The sequence below is a fragment of the Paraburkholderia caledonica NBRC 102488 genome (assembly GCF_000685095.1).
GTDB lineage: Bacteria > Pseudomonadota > Gammaproteobacteria > Burkholderiales > Burkholderiaceae > Paraburkholderia > Paraburkholderia caledonica.
This window is the reverse complement of sequence record NZ_BAYE01000031.1, coordinates 42,431-61,177: the sequence shown is the minus strand read 5'-3', so window position 1 is coordinate 61,177 and position 18,747 is coordinate 42,431. Positions and strand designations below refer to the sequence as shown.

At 61.2% G+C, this 18,747-nt stretch carries 17 protein-coding genes; 11 read left to right on the top strand and 6 right to left on the bottom strand.

Going from position 1 to position 18,747, the window contains the following annotated elements; genetic code table 11:
* Positions 1-87: 87 nt before the first annotated feature.
* The gene (locus BCA01S_RS31355; protein ID WP_027780278.1) at positions 88-1,083 is read right to left on the bottom strand and encodes a LysR family transcriptional regulator; all 996 of its coding nucleotides are present in this window, start codon (positions 1,081-1,083) and stop codon (positions 88-90) included.
* A 196-nt stretch (positions 1,084-1,279) separates the two neighbouring features.
* On the opposite strand from BCA01S_RS31355, the gene BCA01S_RS31350 reads away from it, so the two are divergent.
* The 3 genes from BCA01S_RS31350 to scpC all read left to right on the top strand — a co-directional run bounded on the left by BCA01S_RS31350 (position 1,280) and on the right by scpC (position 5,464).
* Positions 1,280-3,445, top strand: a complete 2,166-nt coding sequence (locus BCA01S_RS31350; RefSeq protein ID WP_027780277.1) for an FUSC family protein — start codon at positions 1,280-1,282, stop codon at positions 3,443-3,445.
* A 138-nt stretch (positions 3,446-3,583) separates the two neighbouring features.
* Complete coding sequence (locus tag BCA01S_RS31345; protein WP_027780276.1) at positions 3,584-3,796, top strand: hypothetical protein; 213 nt, start codon at positions 3,584-3,586, stop codon at positions 3,794-3,796.
* Between the two features lie 153 nt (positions 3,797-3,949).
* Complete coding sequence (gene scpC, locus BCA01S_RS31340) at positions 3,950-5,464, top strand: succinyl-CoA:acetate CoA-transferase ScpC (RefSeq protein WP_027780275.1); 1,515 nt, start codon at positions 3,950-3,952, stop codon at positions 5,462-5,464.
* Between the two features lie 64 nt (positions 5,465-5,528).
* Here scpC and BCA01S_RS31335 read toward each other — a convergent pair whose 3' ends face one another.
* Entirely contained in the window at positions 5,529-5,783 is a 255-nt protein-coding gene (locus tag BCA01S_RS31335; protein ID WP_020070279.1) for a GlsB/YeaQ/YmgE family stress response membrane protein, read from the bottom strand.
* 367 nt (positions 5,784-6,150) lie between these two features.
* Between BCA01S_RS31335 and BCA01S_RS31330 the strand changes: the two genes are divergently transcribed.
* On the top strand, positions 6,151-6,687 hold the full coding sequence (locus tag BCA01S_RS31330) for a hypothetical protein (RefSeq protein WP_027780274.1): 537 nt from the start codon (positions 6,151-6,153) through the stop codon (positions 6,685-6,687).
* A 74-nt stretch (positions 6,688-6,761) separates the two neighbouring features.
* On the opposite strand, the gene BCA01S_RS31325 is transcribed toward BCA01S_RS31330, so the two are convergent.
* A complete protein-coding gene (locus tag BCA01S_RS31325) occupies positions 6,762-7,925 on the bottom strand; it encodes a metallophosphoesterase (protein ID WP_027780273.1) in 1,164 nt (387 codons plus the stop codon).
* 400 nt (positions 7,926-8,325) lie between these two features.
* Between BCA01S_RS31325 and BCA01S_RS31320 the strand changes: the two genes are divergently transcribed.
* Positions 8,326-8,664 carry a hypothetical protein gene (locus BCA01S_RS31320; RefSeq protein WP_027780272.1) on the top strand — a complete coding sequence of 113 codons (339 nt, stop codon included), beginning with the start codon at positions 8,326-8,328 and terminating at the stop codon, positions 8,662-8,664.
* A gap of 11 nt (positions 8,665-8,675) precedes the next feature.
* On the opposite strand, the gene BCA01S_RS31315 is transcribed toward BCA01S_RS31320, so the two are convergent.
* Positions 8,676-9,260 carry a malonic semialdehyde reductase gene (locus BCA01S_RS31315; protein WP_027780271.1) on the bottom strand — a complete coding sequence of 195 codons (585 nt, stop codon included), beginning with the start codon at positions 9,258-9,260 and terminating at the stop codon, positions 8,676-8,678.
* Between the two features lie 197 nt (positions 9,261-9,457).
* Here BCA01S_RS31315 and BCA01S_RS31310 point away from each other — a divergent pair, with 197 nt between their 5' ends.
* The 5 genes from BCA01S_RS31310 (at position 9,458) to yjfF (ending at position 15,381) form a co-directional block, all read left to right on the top strand.
* The gene (locus BCA01S_RS31310; protein ID WP_027780270.1) at positions 9,458-10,072 is read left to right on the top strand and encodes an alpha-ketoglutarate-dependent dioxygenase AlkB family protein; all 615 of its coding nucleotides are present in this window, start codon (positions 9,458-9,460) and stop codon (positions 10,070-10,072) included.
* A gap of 325 nt (positions 10,073-10,397) precedes the next feature.
* Positions 10,398-11,384, top strand: a complete 987-nt coding sequence (locus BCA01S_RS31305) for an ABC transporter substrate-binding protein (protein WP_027780269.1) — start codon at positions 10,398-10,400, stop codon at positions 11,382-11,384.
* Positions 11,385-11,627: 243 nt separating this feature from the next.
* A complete protein-coding gene (locus BCA01S_RS31300) occupies positions 11,628-13,247 on the top strand; it encodes a sugar ABC transporter ATP-binding protein (protein WP_027780268.1) in 1,620 nt (539 codons plus the stop codon).
* Positions 13,244-14,287, top strand: coding sequence for an ABC transporter permease (locus tag BCA01S_RS31295; protein WP_027780267.1), 1,044 nt, complete (start codon positions 13,244-13,246; stop codon positions 14,285-14,287). Before BCA01S_RS31300 ends, BCA01S_RS31295 begins: the two co-directional genes overlap by 4 nt.
* A complete protein-coding gene (gene yjfF, locus BCA01S_RS31290) occupies positions 14,284-15,381 on the top strand; it encodes a galactofuranose ABC transporter, permease protein YjfF (RefSeq protein ID WP_027780266.1) in 1,098 nt (365 codons plus the stop codon). Before BCA01S_RS31295 ends, yjfF begins: the two co-directional genes overlap by 4 nt.
* A 94-nt stretch (positions 15,382-15,475) precedes the next feature.
* Here yjfF and BCA01S_RS31285 read toward each other — a convergent pair whose 3' ends face one another.
* Entirely contained in the window at positions 15,476-16,777 is a 1,302-nt protein-coding gene (locus tag BCA01S_RS31285) for an MFS transporter (RefSeq protein ID WP_027780265.1), read from the bottom strand.
* Positions 16,778-16,843: 66 nt separating this feature from the next.
* Positions 16,844-17,623 carry a putative hydro-lyase gene (locus tag BCA01S_RS31280; RefSeq protein ID WP_027780264.1) on the bottom strand — a complete coding sequence of 260 codons (780 nt, stop codon included), beginning with the start codon at positions 17,621-17,623 and terminating at the stop codon, positions 16,844-16,846.
* A 178-nt stretch (positions 17,624-17,801) separates the two neighbouring features.
* Here BCA01S_RS31280 and BCA01S_RS31275 point away from each other — a divergent pair, with 178 nt between their 5' ends.
* On the top strand, positions 17,802-18,743 hold the full coding sequence (locus tag BCA01S_RS31275) for a LysR family transcriptional regulator (protein ID WP_027780263.1): 942 nt from the start codon (positions 17,802-17,804) through the stop codon (positions 18,741-18,743).
* Positions 18,744-18,747: the final 4 nt, after the last annotated feature.

Sequence of the window (18,747 nt, the reverse complement as noted above, 5' to 3'; positions counted from 1 at the left end):
TTTGCGCGACCCGGACTCTGGCCGGCCGACCCCGCACAGCTTCGTCGCCGCAGTCGAAACAGCGGCGCCGTTTCCGTCGCTAGCTTACTACTTCGTGATTCCTTCAGCCAATCCCGCAACGACTCCCGGCAGTGCGCCCACAGCGGTATCCATTTGACGCATGTCGGCCAACAACGCCTCATCGCGCGCGATTACTTTCGGCAAATGCGTGCGCAAAAACTCGACCCATGTCCTCGTCTTCGCGTCGATGAACTTCCGGGACGGATACAGCGCATAAACGTTCATCTTCTGCAGCGTGTAGTGCGGCAATACCCGCACCAATGTGCCATCCCTCAATCCAGCGATGGCAGCGTAAAGCGGCACCATGCCAATTCCCATGCCTTCCTGGATCGCGACGATTAGCGACTCCGCAATATTCACCTGCACAGGACCATTGACTTCCATCATCTCGCTGCCCTTGGGGCCGTCGAGTACCCACTCGTGCGGCGCAAACGCAGGCGTATGCAAGATCAGGCATTCGTGATGCGCGAGATCGGCAGGTCGTTCGGGCGCACCGTGTGCTTCAACATACGCGGGCGATGCGCAAAGTATGCTGAACGTCGTTCCAAGCGGGAACGAAACAAGGTCGGAATCGGGTAGCGCAGAAGCACCAATCACTGCGACATCCGCGCTGCCTTCGAAAAGATCCGGCATGCGCTGCGACAGCGTCAACTCCACGGTCACTTCAGGATAAAGCGCGCGATAGTGTGCAATGGCGGGCAGCACATAGTGTTGTCCGATGCTTGCAAAGCTATGCATACGAAGCGGGCCGCTCGGGCGCTCATGCGCGCCGCTGGCTTCTTCTTCGGCGGTGTCGACGTCGGCAAGTATTTGCTGGCATCGCTTCAGGTAGCGCTCACCGGCGGTAGTCAGCGCGAGACGACGCGTCGAACGGTTCAACAAGCGTGTACGCAGATGTGCTTCGAGTTCGGACACTGCGCGCGACATCGCGCCAGTCGTCGAATTGAAGGACTGCGCGGCAGCGGTAAAACTGCCGGCTTCCACTACGCGCGAGAACACGCGCATGTTTTGTAACGTATCCATCAATCCTTCTATTTCATAGCTGAAGCCGTATTGTCCGCTCGACTGATCGGCTCATTGTTGTTTGTTCTGGAAGGGACGTTCCGCGGCTGGCCTGTTAATGCGGGCATCGCATGCTTTTACAATCGGCGCCTTGCTCGCCGGTGTCCACATGAACCGGCGCTTTCTTCCGCGACAAGCCCAGGCGCATTGCCTTCCAATGAAACGCCAACATGCGATCAGACCAACCTCGGATTCCATTGAAAAGTGGCACGCGGTATTGCGAGGTTTGAGTCCAGGCGTTCGCGACTGGGCGAGTACAGACGGACTCGCCTGGCTGCACCTACTGAAGACAGTCACTGCAGGATTGCTGGCACTAGGCATAGCGATGGTGCTGGATTTGCCCCAACCGCGTATTGCTATGAGCAGCGTGTTCGTGCTCATGCAACCGTTCAGCGGGATGGTGCTCGCGAAGAGCTTCTATCGGATTGTCGGAACGGCGGTGGGCGCGATGGCAGCACTGACGCTCGGCGCGTTGTTCGTCCAGCAGGCTGAGTTGCACATGCTCGGCATGACCGTCTGGGTCAGCGCATGTATTGCAGCGGCAGTCCGGTATCGGCATTTCAGATGGTACGGCTTTGTTCTCGCGGGTTACACAGCGGCGCTGATCGGCATCCCGACCGTCGCGGCACCCCACGATCTGTTCCTCGCGGCGCTCACGCGCGCAGCCGAAGTGACGGTTGGGATCGTGTGCTCAAGCGCGGTCAGTGCGTTGATCGTGCCCCAGCGCTCGAGCCTTGCGCTACTGCGGGCACTGGAACTCCGGTACCGTAATTTTACTGCGTTCGCGGCCGACGTGCTTTCTCGCCAGATGAGCCGCAGCGCGTTCGAGCGGCGTTTCGCGGCTCTCGTCGACGAAATCGTTGGCTTTGAAGCAACACGCATCTTCGCTGCCTTCGAAGACCCGGCGATGCGTTTGCGTAGTCATCGCCTCGGCCGTCTGAACAACGAGTTCATGCATGCCTGCGCGCGTCTGCATGCGCTGCATCAGTTGCTCAAGCGCTCTCACGCCAGCAACGCGTCCGCAACGATGGCCACTATCGACCCTTGTCTTCATGAACTGGCGGCATTGCTCACATTGCAGCGGAACGCATCTGTCGATGTATCGCATGTCAGCGCCCGGCTACGCCAATTTCAGACGGCGCTTCCGCGGCATGTCCGGCAGATAAGAGGACAGTTGCACGAGGCGTCGGCAGAATTGCTGGCGGATTTCGATACAGCAGCAGAACTGCTATACCGCTTTGTCGATGAATGCGCGAAGTACTCCGACACTTACAGCGCGCTTGCCCGGCGCGACGATCGCCCACAAGAACGCAGCGCAAACTACTACGTTAGTATAACGAACGGTTATGCGGTTGCCTTCACGTTCATCCGCTCAGTTACGGTGATGGGCATCGCCGCCTGCTTCTGGATTGGGACCGGCTGGCCGAGCGGCGGCCTTGCTGTGATCGGCGCAGCGCTTGCTTGCGCGCTGACATCCACCGCGCCGGACCCTACAAACATGGCTGTGCAGATGGCGCTCGGCTCCGCATTGGCGACTCTGGTTGGTTACGCATTCGCCTGCTATGTGTACCCGAACATCGACGGCTTTCCACTTCTCTGCGTAATGCTTGCGCCCGTGCTGGCAATAGGTGCGTATCTGGCGACGCGAAAGCGGACAGCGGGACTCGGCGTCGGCTTTTCAGTGTTCTTCTGTCTACTCGCTGGGCCGGATAACGTCGTGGCCTTCGAGCCTGACCTGCTCATCAACAACGGCGTTGCCCTCACAGCATCGATGTTTCTGGCCGCCATTGTTCTCGCCACGGTCTTTCCCGCCGATATGCGGTGGCTCATCGAACGAATCATGGGCGATCTGCGGGCGCAAGCCGTACTCGCATGCAAGGACCAGCGGCCGGAACTCAACCAACGTTTTCAGTCGAGCACCCACGACCTCGCATCGCAATTACGTCTTCTGCTGACGCGGCGGTCGCGGCGTCGCCGCCATGCGTTGCGCTGGATGCTGGCGACGCTCGAAGTGGGCCACGCCGTAATCGATCTGCGCAACGAAGCGAGGCGTGCCCAATATCTGCAACCGCTCGATCCGCGTTGGCGTCCGGCTGTCGAAACCGTGCTCGATCGTCTCGCGCAGCTGTTCGAGCGGCCCGACGCGCGAACTTTGGACGGCGCCTTCGTAGCGGTTCGCTCAGCTATCTGGATCGCTCAGGACCTGTTGGCTGCGGTTCGCACAGATCCCGGCGAACGTCACGACGTGCAGCGCATTCTCAGTTGCCTTCATTTCATCCGCACAGCTTTGCTGGACAAAGATGCGCCGTTCGCATCGCGCTGACGGAAGTATGCGTCTTCATCGACGCGATCTTTCCGCCGGATGGAAAGGTCACTTCTGTGCAGCCCCGTTTATTCGCACATACAGCGGTCATATAGTTTCATCGCTGTCTCGCAGTAACCGTTAGTCCTGGAGAACGAAATGAAATCGAAGATTGTCCTGACCGCTTGCTCTTTGTTTGCCGCTGTCGCTCATGCTCAGACGCCGCAGGTCGCCCCGCAACAGCAGGCGCCGCAGGCGATTGCCCAACGCAACGATGGCGTTGCCCCGGCAAAGCCGGCTGTCGCGCCTGCGAACAACGCCGACGAGTGCGTCGGCCCTGTGAGCTTCTGCAACATCTACTTCGGCAGCTAGGAGCATCGAGCGGCATTACGCCGCGTCCGAGAGCGTGTCGCGGCGAATGGGTGTTGACGCCGCGGCCACCGCGACAAGCCGACCGCCGACCAAAGCGCACCGCAGACGCGCGCACCGGTAGAGCGATCGCTGACCATGGAGGGACCCCGTTTCATGTACGAAGACCGGATTCGCTGCGATTCGCTACGCAACAAAGTTGTATCCGCCGCCGACGCAGCACTTGCAATTCAGGATGGCATGCGCGTGGGCGCGAGCGGCTTCACGCGCGCGGGAGACGCCAAAGCGGTTCCGCTTGCATTGGCCGAGCGCGCTCGCCACGAAGGCAAACCGCTGCGAATCACTTTAATGACGGGTGCATCGCTTGGCCATGACGTGGACCGCACGCTCACCGAGGCTCATGTGCTGGCGCGCCGGTTGCCGTTCCAGGTCGACAAGACGCTGCGGGACGCAATCAACCGCGGCGAGGTGATGTTCGTCGACCAGCATCTCTCGGAGACGGTCGAAATGCTGCGCGCCAACCAGCTCGGCAAACTCGATGTCGCGATCATCGAAGCTGTAGCTATTACGGAAAGCGGCGGCATAGTGCCGACCACATCGGTGGGCAACTCTGCAAGTTTTGCGATACTCGCCGATAAGGTCATTGTTGAGATAAATCTGGCCCAACCGCTTGCATTGGAGGGCCTGCACGACATCTGGATTCCAGGCCGTCGGCCGAATCGCGAGCCGCTGCCGCTCGTTCATCCGCGCGATCGCATCGGCACGCCGGCGATCGAAATTCCAGCCGACAGAATCGCGGCGATCGTTATAACCGACAAGCCAGATAGCCCTTCTACAGTGCTGCCCGCAGACACGGAGACGAGTCTGATAGCGGGTCATCTGATCGAATTTTTCCAGCATGAAGTTGCGCACGGACGTATGCCGCGACGTTTGCCACCGCTGCAGGCGGGCATAGGCACGATCGCGAACGCTGTATTGGCCGGCTTCGTGGATGCGCCTTTCGATGCGTTCGAAATTTATTCCGAGGTGCTGCAGGATTCCACCTTCGACCTGTTGGATGCGAGCAAGGTTACGTTCGCCTCGGGTGCGTCGATCACGTTGTCTGCCGCGCGTCAGGCGCAGGTGTTCGGCGAGCTCGAACGTTACCGCAGCCGCCTCGTGTTGCGCCCGCAAGAAGTGAGCAACCATCCCGAAGTGATTCGGCGGCTCGGACTAATCGCATTGAACACCGCACTCGAATTCGACATTTACGGCAACGTGAATTCAACGCATGTGGGCGGCACGCATATGATGAACGGCATCGGCGGATCCGGCGACTTTTCGCGCAATGCGTCGTGTGCGATCTTCGCGACGAAGTCGACGGCGAAGGGCGGCCGCGTTTCCAGCGTCGTACCGATGGTTCCCCACTGCGACCACAACGAGCATGACGTGGACGTGGTCGTGACCGAACAGGGCTTGGCTGATTTGCGCGGTCTCGCCCCGCGCGAACGCGCCACACTCATTATTCAGAATTGCGTGCATCCGCAATATCGCGAGTTGCTTCGCGACTACTACCGGGATGCGTTGCGAGCTGGAGGCCAGACACCGCATCGGCTCGAAGAGGCTTTCGCCTGGCATGCGCGGCTACGCGACACTGGGTCGATGTTGCCGGCAGCGCAGGCAGCTGCTTAAGCCAGGACAATGCTGGCGTCAGGTATGTTGCCCCCGACGCCAGCATTGTGCAACAGCGCTACGTTTAGCCGCCGCGCCGAACGAGGCGGATGATAAACAGCAGGATGACTGCGCCGATCACAGCAGTAATGATCGAGCCAATCCAGCCGCCACCCAGCGAAATGTGCAGCACGCCGGCGAGCCAACCGCCAATGAACGCGCCCACAATGCCGACGATGATGTCGACGATAAGGCCGAAGCCGCCGCCTTTGACGAGCACGCCGGCCAGCCAGCCAGCGATCGCGCCGATGACAAGCCAGGCAATGATGCCGTGTTCCATAATCGAGACCCCATGGTTGAATGTGGAAAATACGCGGTGACAAAGCTTAGTCGAAGCCGGTGGGGCAGTCCATATTCAGGATGCGGAATTAACATTGTCTGAAACTGTTGTAAGCCAGATGTAGACAATGCACGCGCACCAAAGCGACCAGGAAATTTCGACGATCAACGCAGACCGATCGACAAAGTAATACGGAGTCCAAACGTTGACGGCGGTCATCAGGATAAACACACTATCCGCACGTTTCGTATTTGTCCGGGCATCGCAAGATCGTTATGCCTGCCTGGAAAAAAGGCCAGTTCGCTGAACCGCGTTGGTTCTCCGCCGTTCTCCGCCGTTCTCTGTCGTTCATGTCGTCGAGGAATGTATGAAAACTAAAGCTCTTGGCATCATTGCGGGCGCGTTGATTGCCGCTGCCCCGTTCGCGTCCTTCGCCGCAGGTCTGCCTGCTCCGTTTGAAGGAAGCAGTACCCTGCAGGCGGAAGGCGTCGTGACATCTGTCGACCGCGCAAAGCATTCCGTGACTGTGCGAGACGTGCAGGGCGGTGAGGCGTCGTTCGACATTACGGATACCCGTGACCTTGCGCGAATCAGCCAAGGCGGCAAGGTCCATATCCGTATGATGCGTACCGCTGTGATCAGGGTTACGCACGGTGCGAACGGCGAAGGCGCAATCGCTCCTGCCGCTGCGTCACTCGGACAGACCGACCCCGAGCAGAACGTAAGCGCTCAAGTGCAGGCAATCGACCATGCTTCCGGCGTGATGGCGTTGAAAGACGCCAACGGCTCGGTCTTCCATCTCCAGGGCCGCGATCCGGCAAAGCTGGCGAACGTAACCCCGGGCATGCAAGTGTCGGTGGCGTTCGCGCCGCAAATCAGTGTCGCGGTCGCGCCCGCGCAGTAACGAGCGTTTTCATTTGCCTGCCTGCTGCGTCGAGCGAACAAAGCGTGTGCTTTCGAGCGCCGCTTTCAGCGGCACTAGTCTGGCTCGCCGGGCACAAGGCGCACCCGGGTGATCTCAGAAGGCGCGCCAAGGCGCTTCGGCGGTCCCCAGTAACCGGTGCCGCGGCTCGTGTATACCCACAATCCGTTCAGGCGTGCGAGGCCAGCGGTGAACGGTTGCTGAATCCGCACGAAGAAGTTCCACGGGAAGAACTGGCCGCCGTGCGTATGACCCGACAGTTGCAGCGTGAAGCCGGCTGCAGCGGCTGCTTCGGCAGAGCGTGGCTGGTGCGCAAGCAGCACTTTGATCAGCACATCGCCCGGTGCACCCGCGATCGCTGCCATCGGGTCACTGCGGTGCAGCGGATCATGATGGCCAGCCGAATAATCGGTTACGCCGGCAATGACGGCGCGCGCGCCGTCATGCTCGACGATCACGTGTTCGTTGAGTAACACGTTGAGTCCGAGGCGCCGGAATTCGTCGATCCACGCGTTGGCTCCCGCGTAATACTCGTGATTGCCAGTAACCAGGAACGCACCGTGACGTGCACTCAAGCGCGAGAGCGGCTGCGTGTGATGAGTCAGCTGTGGGACCGTGCCGTCCACCACGTCGCCTGTCACGGCAATGAGGTCAGGCTTCAGATGATTCACCGCGTCGACGATAGCTTCCACATACCGGCGCTTGATAGTCGGACCCACGTGAATGTCGCTGATCTGAACAATCGTGAAGCCATCGAGGGCGGCTGGCAGATCTTCGATGGGCACCTCGATTGTCACGACGCGGGCGCGGCGGCGAGCATTGAAGAGCCCGACCAGTGTCGACAGTATTGCAAGCAACGGCACGGCAGCCGCGGTGCCGGTCCGCCAACGGGCGAGAGCGATTGTGCCTGGCCAGATCGCGTCCACGGTCATTAGTGAGGCCAGCACCAGGTCGCGCGCAAATGTGAGAACCAGCAGCGAAGAGAAGAAGCCCATTGCCAGCAAGCCGATCCACGCGAGCCGATCGCCGAGCGGTTGCCGTTTAATCGTGCGCGCAAGCATGCCGAGCGGAATGAGCAAGACCGACAGCACGAGCCACAAGCCTGCCAGCGTGCGAACGGTCATGCCCACCGGCATGTCCGGGAGCAAACGGAAGCCGACGTAAATGTGCAGCAGGATGCCAATCAGGATCAGGCGTACAAGGAACGATGAGCGGCGCATAGAGAACGTGAGGGCGGGTAGGGGCCGGGAGGGGTGAAGCGCCGGCGCTGGCCAGTCATTGCGGCGATGTAACCGACTGGCTGGCTCATTCTACCGGCATGCGCAACGGCGTGCCGGCGCACGAAATATGCGAGTGTGCGCGCGCAGTCGAGCGCTTCGCTGCAGCGCAGCGATAGCGCAGGCGGGCAATACGTCGACAAAGCATTTGCCTGAAGCCATCCACTATGACCAGGCGTCAGCACGCTGATAACCCTAATTAAATGGGCTTTGAATTAAGCGTGGGCGTGCACTATTCTGAAAGTGAGCCGGCTGGCAGAAAGAATCGCTGCAACGTCTATCGACACGACAGCGGTCGAATTCAGTCGGCGTTATCGCCACAAAGGCGAGGCAGGAGGCGATCATGAAGCTGCTCGGATCAGGCCATCGTTTTCACCACGGGGGGCCTGCGCGCCGTACTCATCACGTGGGATACGAGGGCAGTCATGTGATGTTGCCTCTCGTCGGCCTGTCGTTGATGGCGTTGGGTTTGTACCTCGGCGTGCGCAACATAGACTTCTCCGAGGTCGGCAAGAGCGCGCTATTCGGTGTCGTAATGCTGTGCGTCGCGCTTGGTATTGCGGGGCTGTTCGGAGTCGTCGGCGCCTGGCTTCGTTCCAATGGCGACGAAACTGTGGAAAATTTCTGCTTCGTCGGCGCGGTGATAGGCGTCGTCGTGTTTTACATCGCAATCTTCACCTGAAACGGCGTGCGTCAGACTATCCTCGCGGCCTCGGCAAAGCTCAAGCGGGGGCTACGCGGAAACAGTTTCGACGCATCCCCGTAGCCGAGATTGATCAGGAAGTTCGACCGGATCGTCGTGCCGGCGAAGAAGGTCTCGTCGACTTTGATTGCGTCAAAGCCCGACATTGGGCCGGCGTCGAGACCAAGCGCGCGAGCGGCGAGAATCAGGTAGCCGCCTTGCAGCGTCGAGTTGCGAAACGCCGTGTCGGCAATAGCCGTGTCATTGCCGGCAAACCAGCTGCGCGCATCGGCATGTGGGAAAAGCTTCGGCAGATGCTCATAAAATGCCATATCCATCCCGACAATGACAGTCACCGGCGCCGCCATCGTCTTGTCCACGTTACCGGGGGACAACGCTGGCCGCAGCTTCTCCTTGGCAGCCGGGCTTTTGACGAAGACGAACCGTCCTGGACTGGAATTTGCCGACGTCGGGCCGAGCAGCGTCAACTCGACAAGTTGCTCGAGCAATGCGTCGTCGACGGATTTCAGCTGCCAGGCACTATACGTGCGGGCTTCCCGAAACAACTGGTCGAAGGCCTGATCGGATAATTTCATCGTAATGGTCCAGTGAAGGTGGCGCCGGAAAGTGCTGGACGCGCTCGTGCCGCGATCGCAGCGAAAATGAGAAGCGCCAATAGCGGCATCCGCTAAGTCCAATGAAACTGCAAGCCGCTAAAGCAGGCGGGTAGTCTTTGCCACCATAATAGTCAACGTTCCATTGCGCACGCTTCCCGCCCGTTTCAAGCAATCATATGACGGACCTATTCGATGACCTTCCGACGCCTGACGTCGCCTGGTATCCCGACTGGCTCGCGCCCGACAGAGCCGAGCAGTGCCTTGCGCAACTTCTAGCCGAAGTCGAATGGCGGCAGGATACGATGGGTACGCCCGGCGGCCGCGTCGCGCTGCCGCGGCTCACCGCGTGGCAGGGCGATCCCGACGCGGTGTATGTCTATTCCGGCATACGCAATCTCCCGCAGCCGTGGACGCCCACAGTCGCGGAGCTGAAGGCCGCTGCCGAAGCGGCCAGCAATGCGCGGTTCAATAGCGTTCTGCTTAATCGTTATCGCAGCGGTACAGACAGTATGGGATGGCACGCAGACCGCGAGCGCGAGCTCGGGCCACAGCCGGTGATCGCATCGGTCAGCCTGGGCGCAACGCGCACGTTCGACCTGCGGCATAACAAGACCGGCACCGTTCAGTCGTTTTCGCTGAAAAGCGGCAGCTTGCTGGTCATGAAGGGCGAGACGCAGGCCGAATGGCGGCATAGGGTGCCGAAAGAGCCGCGCGTAGCAGGCGAGCGCATCAACCTCACCTTCCGATGGGTCACACCCCGCGAGGAAGCGGGCCGGTCGTCGCGCGCATAAACGCCTACTCGCAGGTTCGACTTCCCGCTCCAGATGCAAGGGCGTTAGCGCAGCGCGGCTCACCATCAGGTAAGCACATAAAAACCACCGGCCACTTTGCCGCCACTCGGATCCATGAGCGGCATCCGTGCCCGCCCGCTTCGCGCCCGTCGTCTCCAGCTTAAGCCCGCGTCGTATATCAAAATTGATATTGCCGACGCGAATCATATGATTGGACTGTTAAGGCCCGGCACACTACGCTACATCACGATCCACGCATCGCGCAGGCCTCAGGGCCGCGCGGATTCGACGGGGTCGCCTACACAACAACGATCAGGAGACAGTCATGGCGAATACACGACGCGCCGCATGTCGTGCGTTGGGCGCGCTCGCGCTGTGCGCGGGTTTCGGTACGCTGACGCTGGCAACGCCCGGCGCCTATGCGCAGGACAAACAGATCACGCTGGGTTTCGCCCAGGTCGGTGCCGAAAGCGCATGGCGGACCGCCAACACCGAGTCGGTGAAGTCCGCGGCGGCCGACGCCAAAATCAAACTCAAGTTCTCGGACGCGCAGCAAAAGCAGGAAAACCAGATCAAGGCGATCCGCTCGTATATTGCGCAGAAAGTCGACGTCATCGCTTTCTCGCCGGTCGTCGAATCGGGCTGGGAACCGGTGCTGCGCGAGGCTAAGGCCGCGAAGATTCCGGTGATCCTCACTGACCGCAATATCGACGTCAAAGACACCTCGCTGTACGTGACGATGATCGGCTCTGACTTCCTTGAGGAGGGCCGGCGCGGCGGGAAATGGCTCGCCGACCACTATAAAGATGCTCAAGGTCCCGTCAACATCGCTGAATTGCAGGGAACCGTAGGCTCCGCGCCGGCGAACGACCGGCACGCAGGCCTCATCGAAGTGATCAAGAGCGACCCCAAGTTCAAGGTTATCGCGTCGCAAAGCGGCGACTTCACATTGGCCGGCGGCAAGCAGGTCATGGAAGCGTTTATAAAAACTTATGGAAATAAAATAAATGTAGTTTATGCGCATAACGACGATATGGCGCTCGGCGCTATCCAGGCCATGGAAGAGGCTGGCATGCATCCAGGCAAGGACGTCATTGTCGTTTCGTTCGATGCAACCAAGGGCGGCTTCCAGGCAATGGCAGCGGGCAAGATGAACGTCGACGTGGAATGCAGCCCGTTGCTCGGACCGCAACTAATGTCGGCGGTAAAGGATGTGGTGGCCGGCAAGCCTTTGCCGAAGCGCATCCTGACCGAAGAAACCGTCTTCCCGATGAGCGTTGCGGCGCAGACGTTGCCGACGCGAAAGTACTAGGAAAAGTAATCAGTCTTCCTCGCTATTTGCCTGTATGCCATAACGGTTAATCCAGCACTGGCACTAGCAGAGGAAGCTGTAATCGAGCCTCAAAAGTTTCTCCAGCGGTGCCTGACCGTCCGATTGCTTGGGCAGCGGACGGTCTCTTTTCACCCGATGCTGGGGCTTGCCGCAACGACGGCAACAATGGCACGACGCGCCAGGGCACCACGACACCAACGCACCGCCGCTCGAGCGAGGTCTATGACGCATCCCGCTTCCGAACCGAATCCGCCGGCCACGAGAACGCCCCCGTCCGTTGCAGCTGCCGTTGCAGTCGACCGCGACGTGGACCCCTGCGAGCCGATTCTTGCCACCACCGGTGTCAGCAAGACGTTCCCCGGCGTCAAGGCGCTCCAACGCGTCGATTTCCGGCTGTTCCCCGGTGAAGTTCACACGCTGATGGGGCAGAACGGCGCCGGCAAGTCTACTCTGATCAATGTGCTCACGGGCGTGATCGCACCCGACACCGGGACGATCAGGCTCGCGGGCGAAGTCGTGGCCTTCGCTTCGCCGCAGGAAGCCGAGGCGGCGGGCGTGCGCACGCTGTATCAGGAAGTCAATCTGTGCCCGAACCTGTCGGTTGCTGAAAACATTTTCGCCGGCCGGCAGCCGCGGCGGTTCGGCGCGATCGATTGGCCGGACATCAAACGCCGCGCGCAAGCCGCACTGGCACGCCTCGATATCTCGCTCGACGTGACGCGCTCGCTGGACGCCTATCCCATTGCAGTGCAACAGATGGTGGCGATCGCCAGAGCGCTTTCCGTCGATGCACGCGTGCTCATACTCGACGAGCCCACGTCGAGTCTCGACGACAGCGAAGTCGCACAGCTCTTCAAAATACTTCGGCATCTTAAGCAATCTGGAATCGCGATTCTGTTCGTCACGCACTTTATCGAGCAGACGTATGCCATTTCCGATCGCATTACGGTCATGCGCAACGGCGAGCGCGAGGGCGAATACCTCGCGCGGAATCTGTCGGCCGATCAACTGGTCGCGAAGATGGTCGGTCACGAGCGCATGAGCGAGCGACTTCGCGAAGCCGCGCATGAAGCGTCCGGTCCCAACGGAACGGAACGAGGCGAGCGCGCCGCGTCGGCGTTTATCGAATTGCGCGGCGTGGGCAAGCGCGGCACCTTGCAGCCGATCGACCTGAATGTCGAGCGCGGTCAGATACTCGGACTCGCCGGACTGCTCGGTTCCGGCCGCACCGAGACGGCGCGGCTGTTGTTCGGCGCGGATCGCGCCGATAGCGGCACGATGCTCGTGGATGGCAAACCTGTACGACTGCGCTCGCCGCACGATGCGGTGCGCCACGGCATTGCGTATTGCGCGGAAGACCGCAAGAAAGAGGGCATCGTCGCGGACCTGTCGATTCGCGAGAACATCCTGCTGGCATTGCAGGCAAGACGTGGATGGTGGCGCAAGATCAGCCGTCAACGCGCGCGAGATCTGGCCGACTTGTGGATTGAACGGCTCGGCATCAAGGCCTCGGACGCTGAGCAGCCTATCGGGCTTCTGTCGGGCGGCAATCAGCAGAAGGCGCTGCTTGCGCGCTGGCTCGCCACCGATCCGAAACTCCTGATTCTCGACGAACCCACGCGCGGCATCGATGTCGCCGCGAAGTTCGACATCATGGACCGTCTGCTTGCGTTGTGCGCAAACGGTCTGAGCATTCTGTTCATTTCGTCCGAGATCAGCGAAGTGCTGCGCGTCAGTCATCGCGTGGCCGTCTTGCGCGACCGCCGCAAGATCGCTGAAGTCGAGGGCAAGGCGTCGAATGAAGACAATATCTACCGACTCATCGCGGGGAGCGGCGAATGAAGCTATCGAACTGGCTCGCGCGTGACGGCGTCGAGCGTCCGTTGATCTGGCCGTGCGTGACGTTGGCGTTGTTGTGTGCGTTGAACCTTTGGGTCAATCCGCATTTCCTGTCGCTGCGCATGCTCGATGGGCATCTGTTCGGCGCGCCGATCGACGTGTTGAATCGCGCTGCGCCGCTCGTGCTGGTCGCGACCGGCATGACGCTCGTTATCGCGACGCGCGGTATCGACATTTCGGTGGGCGCGGTCGTCGCCATCGCCGGCGCCGCTGCGGCGACGATACTCGCGACCCAACCCGTGCCGACCGGCGGCCTGATCGCGCAGGCGTTGCTTGCGGCGTTGATCGTCGGTGTGTTGAGCGGCATGTGGAACGGCTTGCTCGTGTCCTTCGTCGGCATGCAGCCGATCATCGCGACGTTGATTCTGATGGTCGCGGGTCGCGGCATCGCGCAGTTGCTGACGGCCGGGCAGATCATTCCGATCGGCGCGCCCGGCTATCTGTTCGTCGGCGGCGGCTACTGGCTCGGTGTGCCGTGCTCCGTGTGGATCGCGACGATCGCCGTGCTGGCGACAGCGGCGCTCGTCGAGGGAACGGCGCTCGGGCTCTTTATCCGCGCGATCGGTGTGAATCCCGTTGCGACGCGCCTCGTAGGCTTGCGCTCGAAAGCGCTCGTTTTCGCGGTGTACGGCTTCTCCGGACTGACCGCGGCGATGGCGGGCATCCTGATCAGCTCGAACGTGCGCAGCGCCGACGGCAACAACGCTGGCCTTCTGCTGGAACTCGACGCTATTCTTGCCGTCACGCTCGGCGGCACGTCGCTGCTCGGCGGCCGCTTCAGTTTCGCCGGCACGGTGCTCGGCGCACTGATCATTCAGACACTGACCTACACGACGTATTCGATCGGTGTGCCGCCCGAAGCTACGTTGGTCGTGAAGGCGGCGGTAGTGCTCACGGTTAGCGTAATCCAGTCGCCAGCCGCGCGCGCACTCGCGATGTCGGTCGGCATGCAGATAATCAAGCAACGCGGGGTGGCACGATGAGACGATTCTTCTCTGCGTGGGCTCATATTGTCGATCCGCGCACGTTGCCCATCGCGGTCACGATCCTACTGTTCTGTGCGCTGTTCGGCTTCGGCTCCGTGATGTACACGGGCTTTTTCTCGTGGCAAGTGCTGCTCGATCTGCTCGTCGACAACGCCTTTTTGCTGATCGTTGCGATCGGCATGACGTTCGTGATCGTGTCAGGCGGCATCGACCTGTCAGTGGGTTCCGTGGTTGCGCTCACCACCATCGTTGAAGCCGTATTGTCCGAACGCTTTCACTTATCGGTGTGGGTGATCGTGCCGATCGTTTTGCTGATGGGCACCGTATTCGGCGCCGTGCAGGGCGCGCTCATTCATTTCTTTCGACTGCAGGCGTTTATCGTGACGCTCGCCGGCATGTTCTTCGCGCGCGGCTTGTGTTTTCTGATCACCACGCAGTCGATCACGATTACGGATCCGACCTTCCACGCCATCTCGGCATTCCGGCTCGACATCGGCATCGGCTCTGTGACGGCGAACGTGTTGATCGCGTTCGTCGCGCTGCTCGCTGCCATCTTCGTCGCTCACTTCACGCGTTTTGGCCGCAACGTGTACGCGGTAGGCGGCAATGCGCGCTCCGCTTTGCTGATGGGGCTGCCGGTCGCGCATACGCGCATCGGCGTGTATGCGCTGAGCGGCTTCTGCTCGGCGCTCGGCGGGGCGGTTTTCACGTTCTACGTGTTGTCCGGCTACGGCCTGCAGGGGCAAGGGATGGAACTCGACGCCATCGCGGCAACCGTGATCGGCGGAACGCTGCTGACGGGCGGTGTCGGCTATGTGGTCGGTTCGCTGTTCGGCGTCGGCATTCTCGGCACGATTCAAACGTTGATTACGTTCGACGGCACACTCAGTTCCTGGTGGACCCGCATCGTGATCGGCGCGCTGCTTTGCGCTTTCTGCCTGCTGCAACGGCTGATCGAACGGCATGCAAAGTCGGTGCGGCGACCTGGCGGCACCGGCGCGGTCGTCACGTCGGGACGCGAGCGCGGGCAAACCGAGCCTTCAAGCGCATCGGATTCGCACGCGATAGGACGCGCGCCCGAGCAGGCATGAGCAGGCATGAGCAGTGGCCGGCGGCGGGTGAGAGCCGCGGGCTTCGAACAGCAACCTCAGCGGCCCATCGAAACGCGCCACACCGCCACGTCGCTCACTCCCTCAGCGCCTGCCCTCGCGTTTCCGGCAGCGTAAGCGCGGCGAGAATCACAATCCCGTAGGCTGCCGCCGCGAATGCGCCGATCGCGTGTCCAAGCGTCATCGTCTGCGACACGTAGCCGATCAGGAATGGAAACGTCGCGCCGATAGCTCGTCCGAAGTTGTAGCAGAACCCCTGGCCCGAACCGCGAATCCTCGTCGGAAACAACTCGGTCAAAAACGCGCCCATGCCCGAGAAAATACCCGACGCGCAAAACCCAAGCGGGAAACCGAGCACGAGCATCGACAGATTATCCAGCGGAAGCTGCGTGTAAATCGACGCAATCGCGCATGAAGCGACAGCGAACGCGATGAACGCGCGCTTGCGGCCAATACGGTCGCTGACATACGCGCCCGTCAGATAGCCGCAATACGATCCGACGATCACGACGCCGAGATAACTGCCGGTGCCGATCACGCTCAAGTGCCGCTCGGTTTTCAGATACGTCGGCAGCCACGTGGTCACCGCGTAGTAGCCGCCTTGCACGCCGGTCGCGAGAATGGATGCGCGCAGCGTCGTCCAGACAATATCGCCGCGGAAAATGTCGAGCATCGAAGGACGCGCCTGAGCCGCATCCTGGGCTTCTTTCTGCCGCCGATGCACCTCCGGCTCTTCGACGAAGCGGCGGATCCAGATCACGAACGGTGCCGGCGCAATGCCGACTGCGAACAGCACACGCCACGCGTAATCCGCGGGGACGAGCGAAAACACGGCCATGAAGAGCAATGTCGACACGCCCCAGCCGATCGCCCAACCAGCCTGCACGAGTCCCACCGCCTTGCCGCGGTCGCGCGCGCGGATCACCTCGCCGATCAGCACGGCGCCCGCGGTCCATTCGCCGCCGAAACCCAGCCCCATCAATCCGCGCGCCCACAGCAGTTGCGAGAAGTTCTGCGCAAGCGCGCAGGCCAGCGTAAAAATCGCGAACCACAGAATCGTGATCTGCAAGGTCTTCACGCGGCCGATGCGATCGGACAGCACGCCCGCCGCCCAGCCGCCGACCGCCGAACTCAGCAGCGTGACCGTGCCGATCAGTCCTGCATCGCCGCGCGTGATGCCCCACGTCGCGATCAGCGTCGGAATCACGAAGCTCAGGAATTGCGTGTCCATTGCATCGAGCACGTAGCCGATCTTGCAACTCCAGAACGCGCGCTTCTCGGCAGCGGAGATCTGCCGATACCACGCAAATGGGCCTTTCGCTGCGACGGAGCCGTCGTAGCGCTCGGCGTCCGCGGTCAACTGCGCTTTGGTTTCCATGCTTGAACTCCGGTCGTCGTTATGGGCCGCGTCTTGCGCGCGGCTTGCGGATGAAATGGCGCCGCGCTAGATGACGGCGAGCGAGGCGTTGGGAATGTCGGTGACGAGCATGTGTCCCGGCTTGTGCGCGATCGCGAACGGCAGGCGCGCGCTCTCGATGGCGGCTTGTGGCGTGACGCCGCATGCCCAGAACACCGGCAGTTCGTCGCTGCGCACTTCGACTGCATCGCCGAAATCGGGCCGGCCGAGATCGCGAATGCCGATCAGCGACGGGTCGCCGATATGCACGGGCGCGCCATGCACTGCGGGAAAGCGGCTCGTGATCTGAATCGCGCGGATTGCGTCGGCGGCTTTCAGTGGACGCATCGAGACGACGCGGTTGCCGCCGAACACGCCAGCGGGCACGTTGCGTTCGCGTGTGCGATACATGGGCACATTGACCTGCTGTTCGATATGGCGCAGGCCAATGCCTTCGCGGCGCAGCATTTCTTCGAACGAAAACGAGCAGCCGATTGCGAACACCACCAGGTCGTCGCGCCAGAGTTCGTTGAGGCTGCGCACTTCTTCGGCACGCTCGCCGTGGCGATACACATAAAACGCAGGTATGTCGTTACGAATATCGAGGTCGGCGCCGAGCGAGGGCACGCGCCACTGGCCCGTCTCGCCGATCCCAAGCAATGGACACGCCTTCGGATTGAGCGTGCAGAAACGCAGAAAATCGGCGGCGTATTGCTGCGGAAGAATGGCGAGATTGGCTTGCGCGTAGTCGCCGCAAAAGCCTGCGGTGGGGCCCGACAGACGGCCGCTGCGTATCTGCTGACGAAATTCGGATGGCGTGTATGACATGAACGGCTCGCTTCGGATTTAACGGACTGACCTTCTGATGCGTTCCAGAGTAGTAACGTCAAAAATATCCATCCAGCGAGTTTTTCTTCCATTCCGTTAAATTAAATTTAACGGCGGAAGTGCCGCTTTACGGCGATCATGCCGCCTGTTCATCCGCTCGTTTGCGAGACCACATGCAATGAATACCCGCTTCGTCGAAACATTCCTGACGCTCGCCAGGCTCGGTAGTTTTCGTGCGACGGCGGCGGCGATGCACGCAACGCCCGCCGCCATTTCACTGCGTATCAAGACGCTGGAGTCGGAACTCGGCGTCGAATTGATCGAACGCGATGCGCCCGAATTCAAGCTCACCGCAAATGGCGAGCGGCTGCTTGCGCACGCGCGCTCGGTGGTGCAGGCCACGCGTTCGCTGCAACTGGCCGCACAGGACGAAACGCAGTTGGCGACCCGGCTGCGCCTCGGCGTGATCGAGACGGTCGTGCATAGCTGGTTGCCCGACTACATCCGCATGCTGAACCTGGAGTACCACCGCATAGTCGTGGACCTGACCGTCGATTCGAGCGCCGTGCTCGGACCTCGCCTGCGCGCCGGCGAACTCGATCTCGTGATCCAGGTGGAAGAAGCGGGCGAGCGCGAGACATCGATTGTGTCGGCATTGCTGGCAAGTTATCCGGTGCGCTGGATCGCGCGCAGCGACCTGATTCCCGCGAGCCGTGCGAAGCATGTCGGGGCGCTGCTGCGCAAACCGGTTCTCACGTTCGGCCGCGGCACGGCGCCGCAAATCGCGGTGGAGACTATCGTACACACGCTGGCCACGCGCGCGGGCGTACCGCTCGCCGATACGCAGGTGACGTGCATGCCGTCGGTCGCGGTCATCGTCAAACTATTGCGCGACGGCTTTGGCATCGCGGCTGTGCCCGCGCTTTTTGTCGAGCCGTATCTGACGAGCGGAGAGTTGGGGCAGTTGCAGGTGCGTCCGTTGCCGCCGCCGATCAACGTGGCGATGTACTACCGCGACGATGCCGACGTCGGCGTGCTTGCAGCGGCGCGCGTTGCGCGCAATGCCTGCGATGGGTATGCGAAAGCGATGGGGCGGCAGTTGATCGAGAAGCGCCAGTGAAGCG

Coding starts and splice junctions, on each gene's coding strand:
- BCA01S_RS31315 (WP_027780271.1), bottom strand. CDS start 9,260: ATGAAATTATCCGATCAGGCCTTCGACCAGTTGTTTCGGGAAGCCCGC.
- BCA01S_RS31295 (WP_027780267.1), top strand. CDS start 13,244: ATGAAGCTATCGAACTGGCTCGCGCGTGACGGCGTCGAGCGTCCGTTG.
- BCA01S_RS31285 (WP_027780265.1), bottom strand. CDS start 16,777: ATGGAAACCAAAGCGCAGTTGACCGCGGACGCCGAGCGCTACGACGGC.
- scpC (WP_027780275.1), top strand. CDS start 3,950: ATGTACGAAGACCGGATTCGCTGCGATTCGCTACGCAACAAAGTTGTA.
- BCA01S_RS31280 (WP_027780264.1), bottom strand. CDS start 17,623: ATGTCATACACGCCATCCGAATTTCGTCAGCAGATACGCAGCGGCCGT.
- BCA01S_RS31355 (WP_027780278.1), bottom strand. CDS start 1,083: ATGGATACGTTACAAAACATGCGCGTGTTCTCGCGCGTAGTGGAAGCC.
- BCA01S_RS31275 (WP_027780263.1), top strand. CDS start 17,802: ATGAATACCCGCTTCGTCGAAACATTCCTGACGCTCGCCAGGCTCGGT.
- BCA01S_RS31330 (WP_027780274.1), top strand. CDS start 6,151: ATGAAAACTAAAGCTCTTGGCATCATTGCGGGCGCGTTGATTGCCGCT.
- BCA01S_RS31305 (WP_027780269.1), top strand. CDS start 10,398: ATGGCGAATACACGACGCGCCGCATGTCGTGCGTTGGGCGCGCTCGCG.
- BCA01S_RS31345 (WP_027780276.1), top strand. CDS start 3,584: ATGAAATCGAAGATTGTCCTGACCGCTTGCTCTTTGTTTGCCGCTGTC.
- BCA01S_RS31335 (WP_020070279.1), bottom strand. CDS start 5,783: ATGGAACACGGCATCATTGCCTGGCTTGTCATCGGCGCGATCGCTGGC.
- yjfF (WP_027780266.1), top strand. CDS start 14,284: ATGAGACGATTCTTCTCTGCGTGGGCTCATATTGTCGATCCGCGCACG.
- BCA01S_RS31350 (WP_027780277.1), top strand. CDS start 1,280: ATGAAACGCCAACATGCGATCAGACCAACCTCGGATTCCATTGAAAAG.
- BCA01S_RS31300 (WP_027780268.1), top strand. CDS start 11,628: ATGACGCATCCCGCTTCCGAACCGAATCCGCCGGCCACGAGAACGCCC.
- BCA01S_RS31310 (WP_027780270.1), top strand. CDS start 9,458: ATGACGGACCTATTCGATGACCTTCCGACGCCTGACGTCGCCTGGTAT.
- BCA01S_RS31325 (WP_027780273.1), bottom strand. CDS start 7,925: ATGCGCCGCTCATCGTTCCTTGTACGCCTGATCCTGATTGGCATCCTG.
- BCA01S_RS31320 (WP_027780272.1), top strand. CDS start 8,326: ATGAAGCTGCTCGGATCAGGCCATCGTTTTCACCACGGGGGGCCTGCG.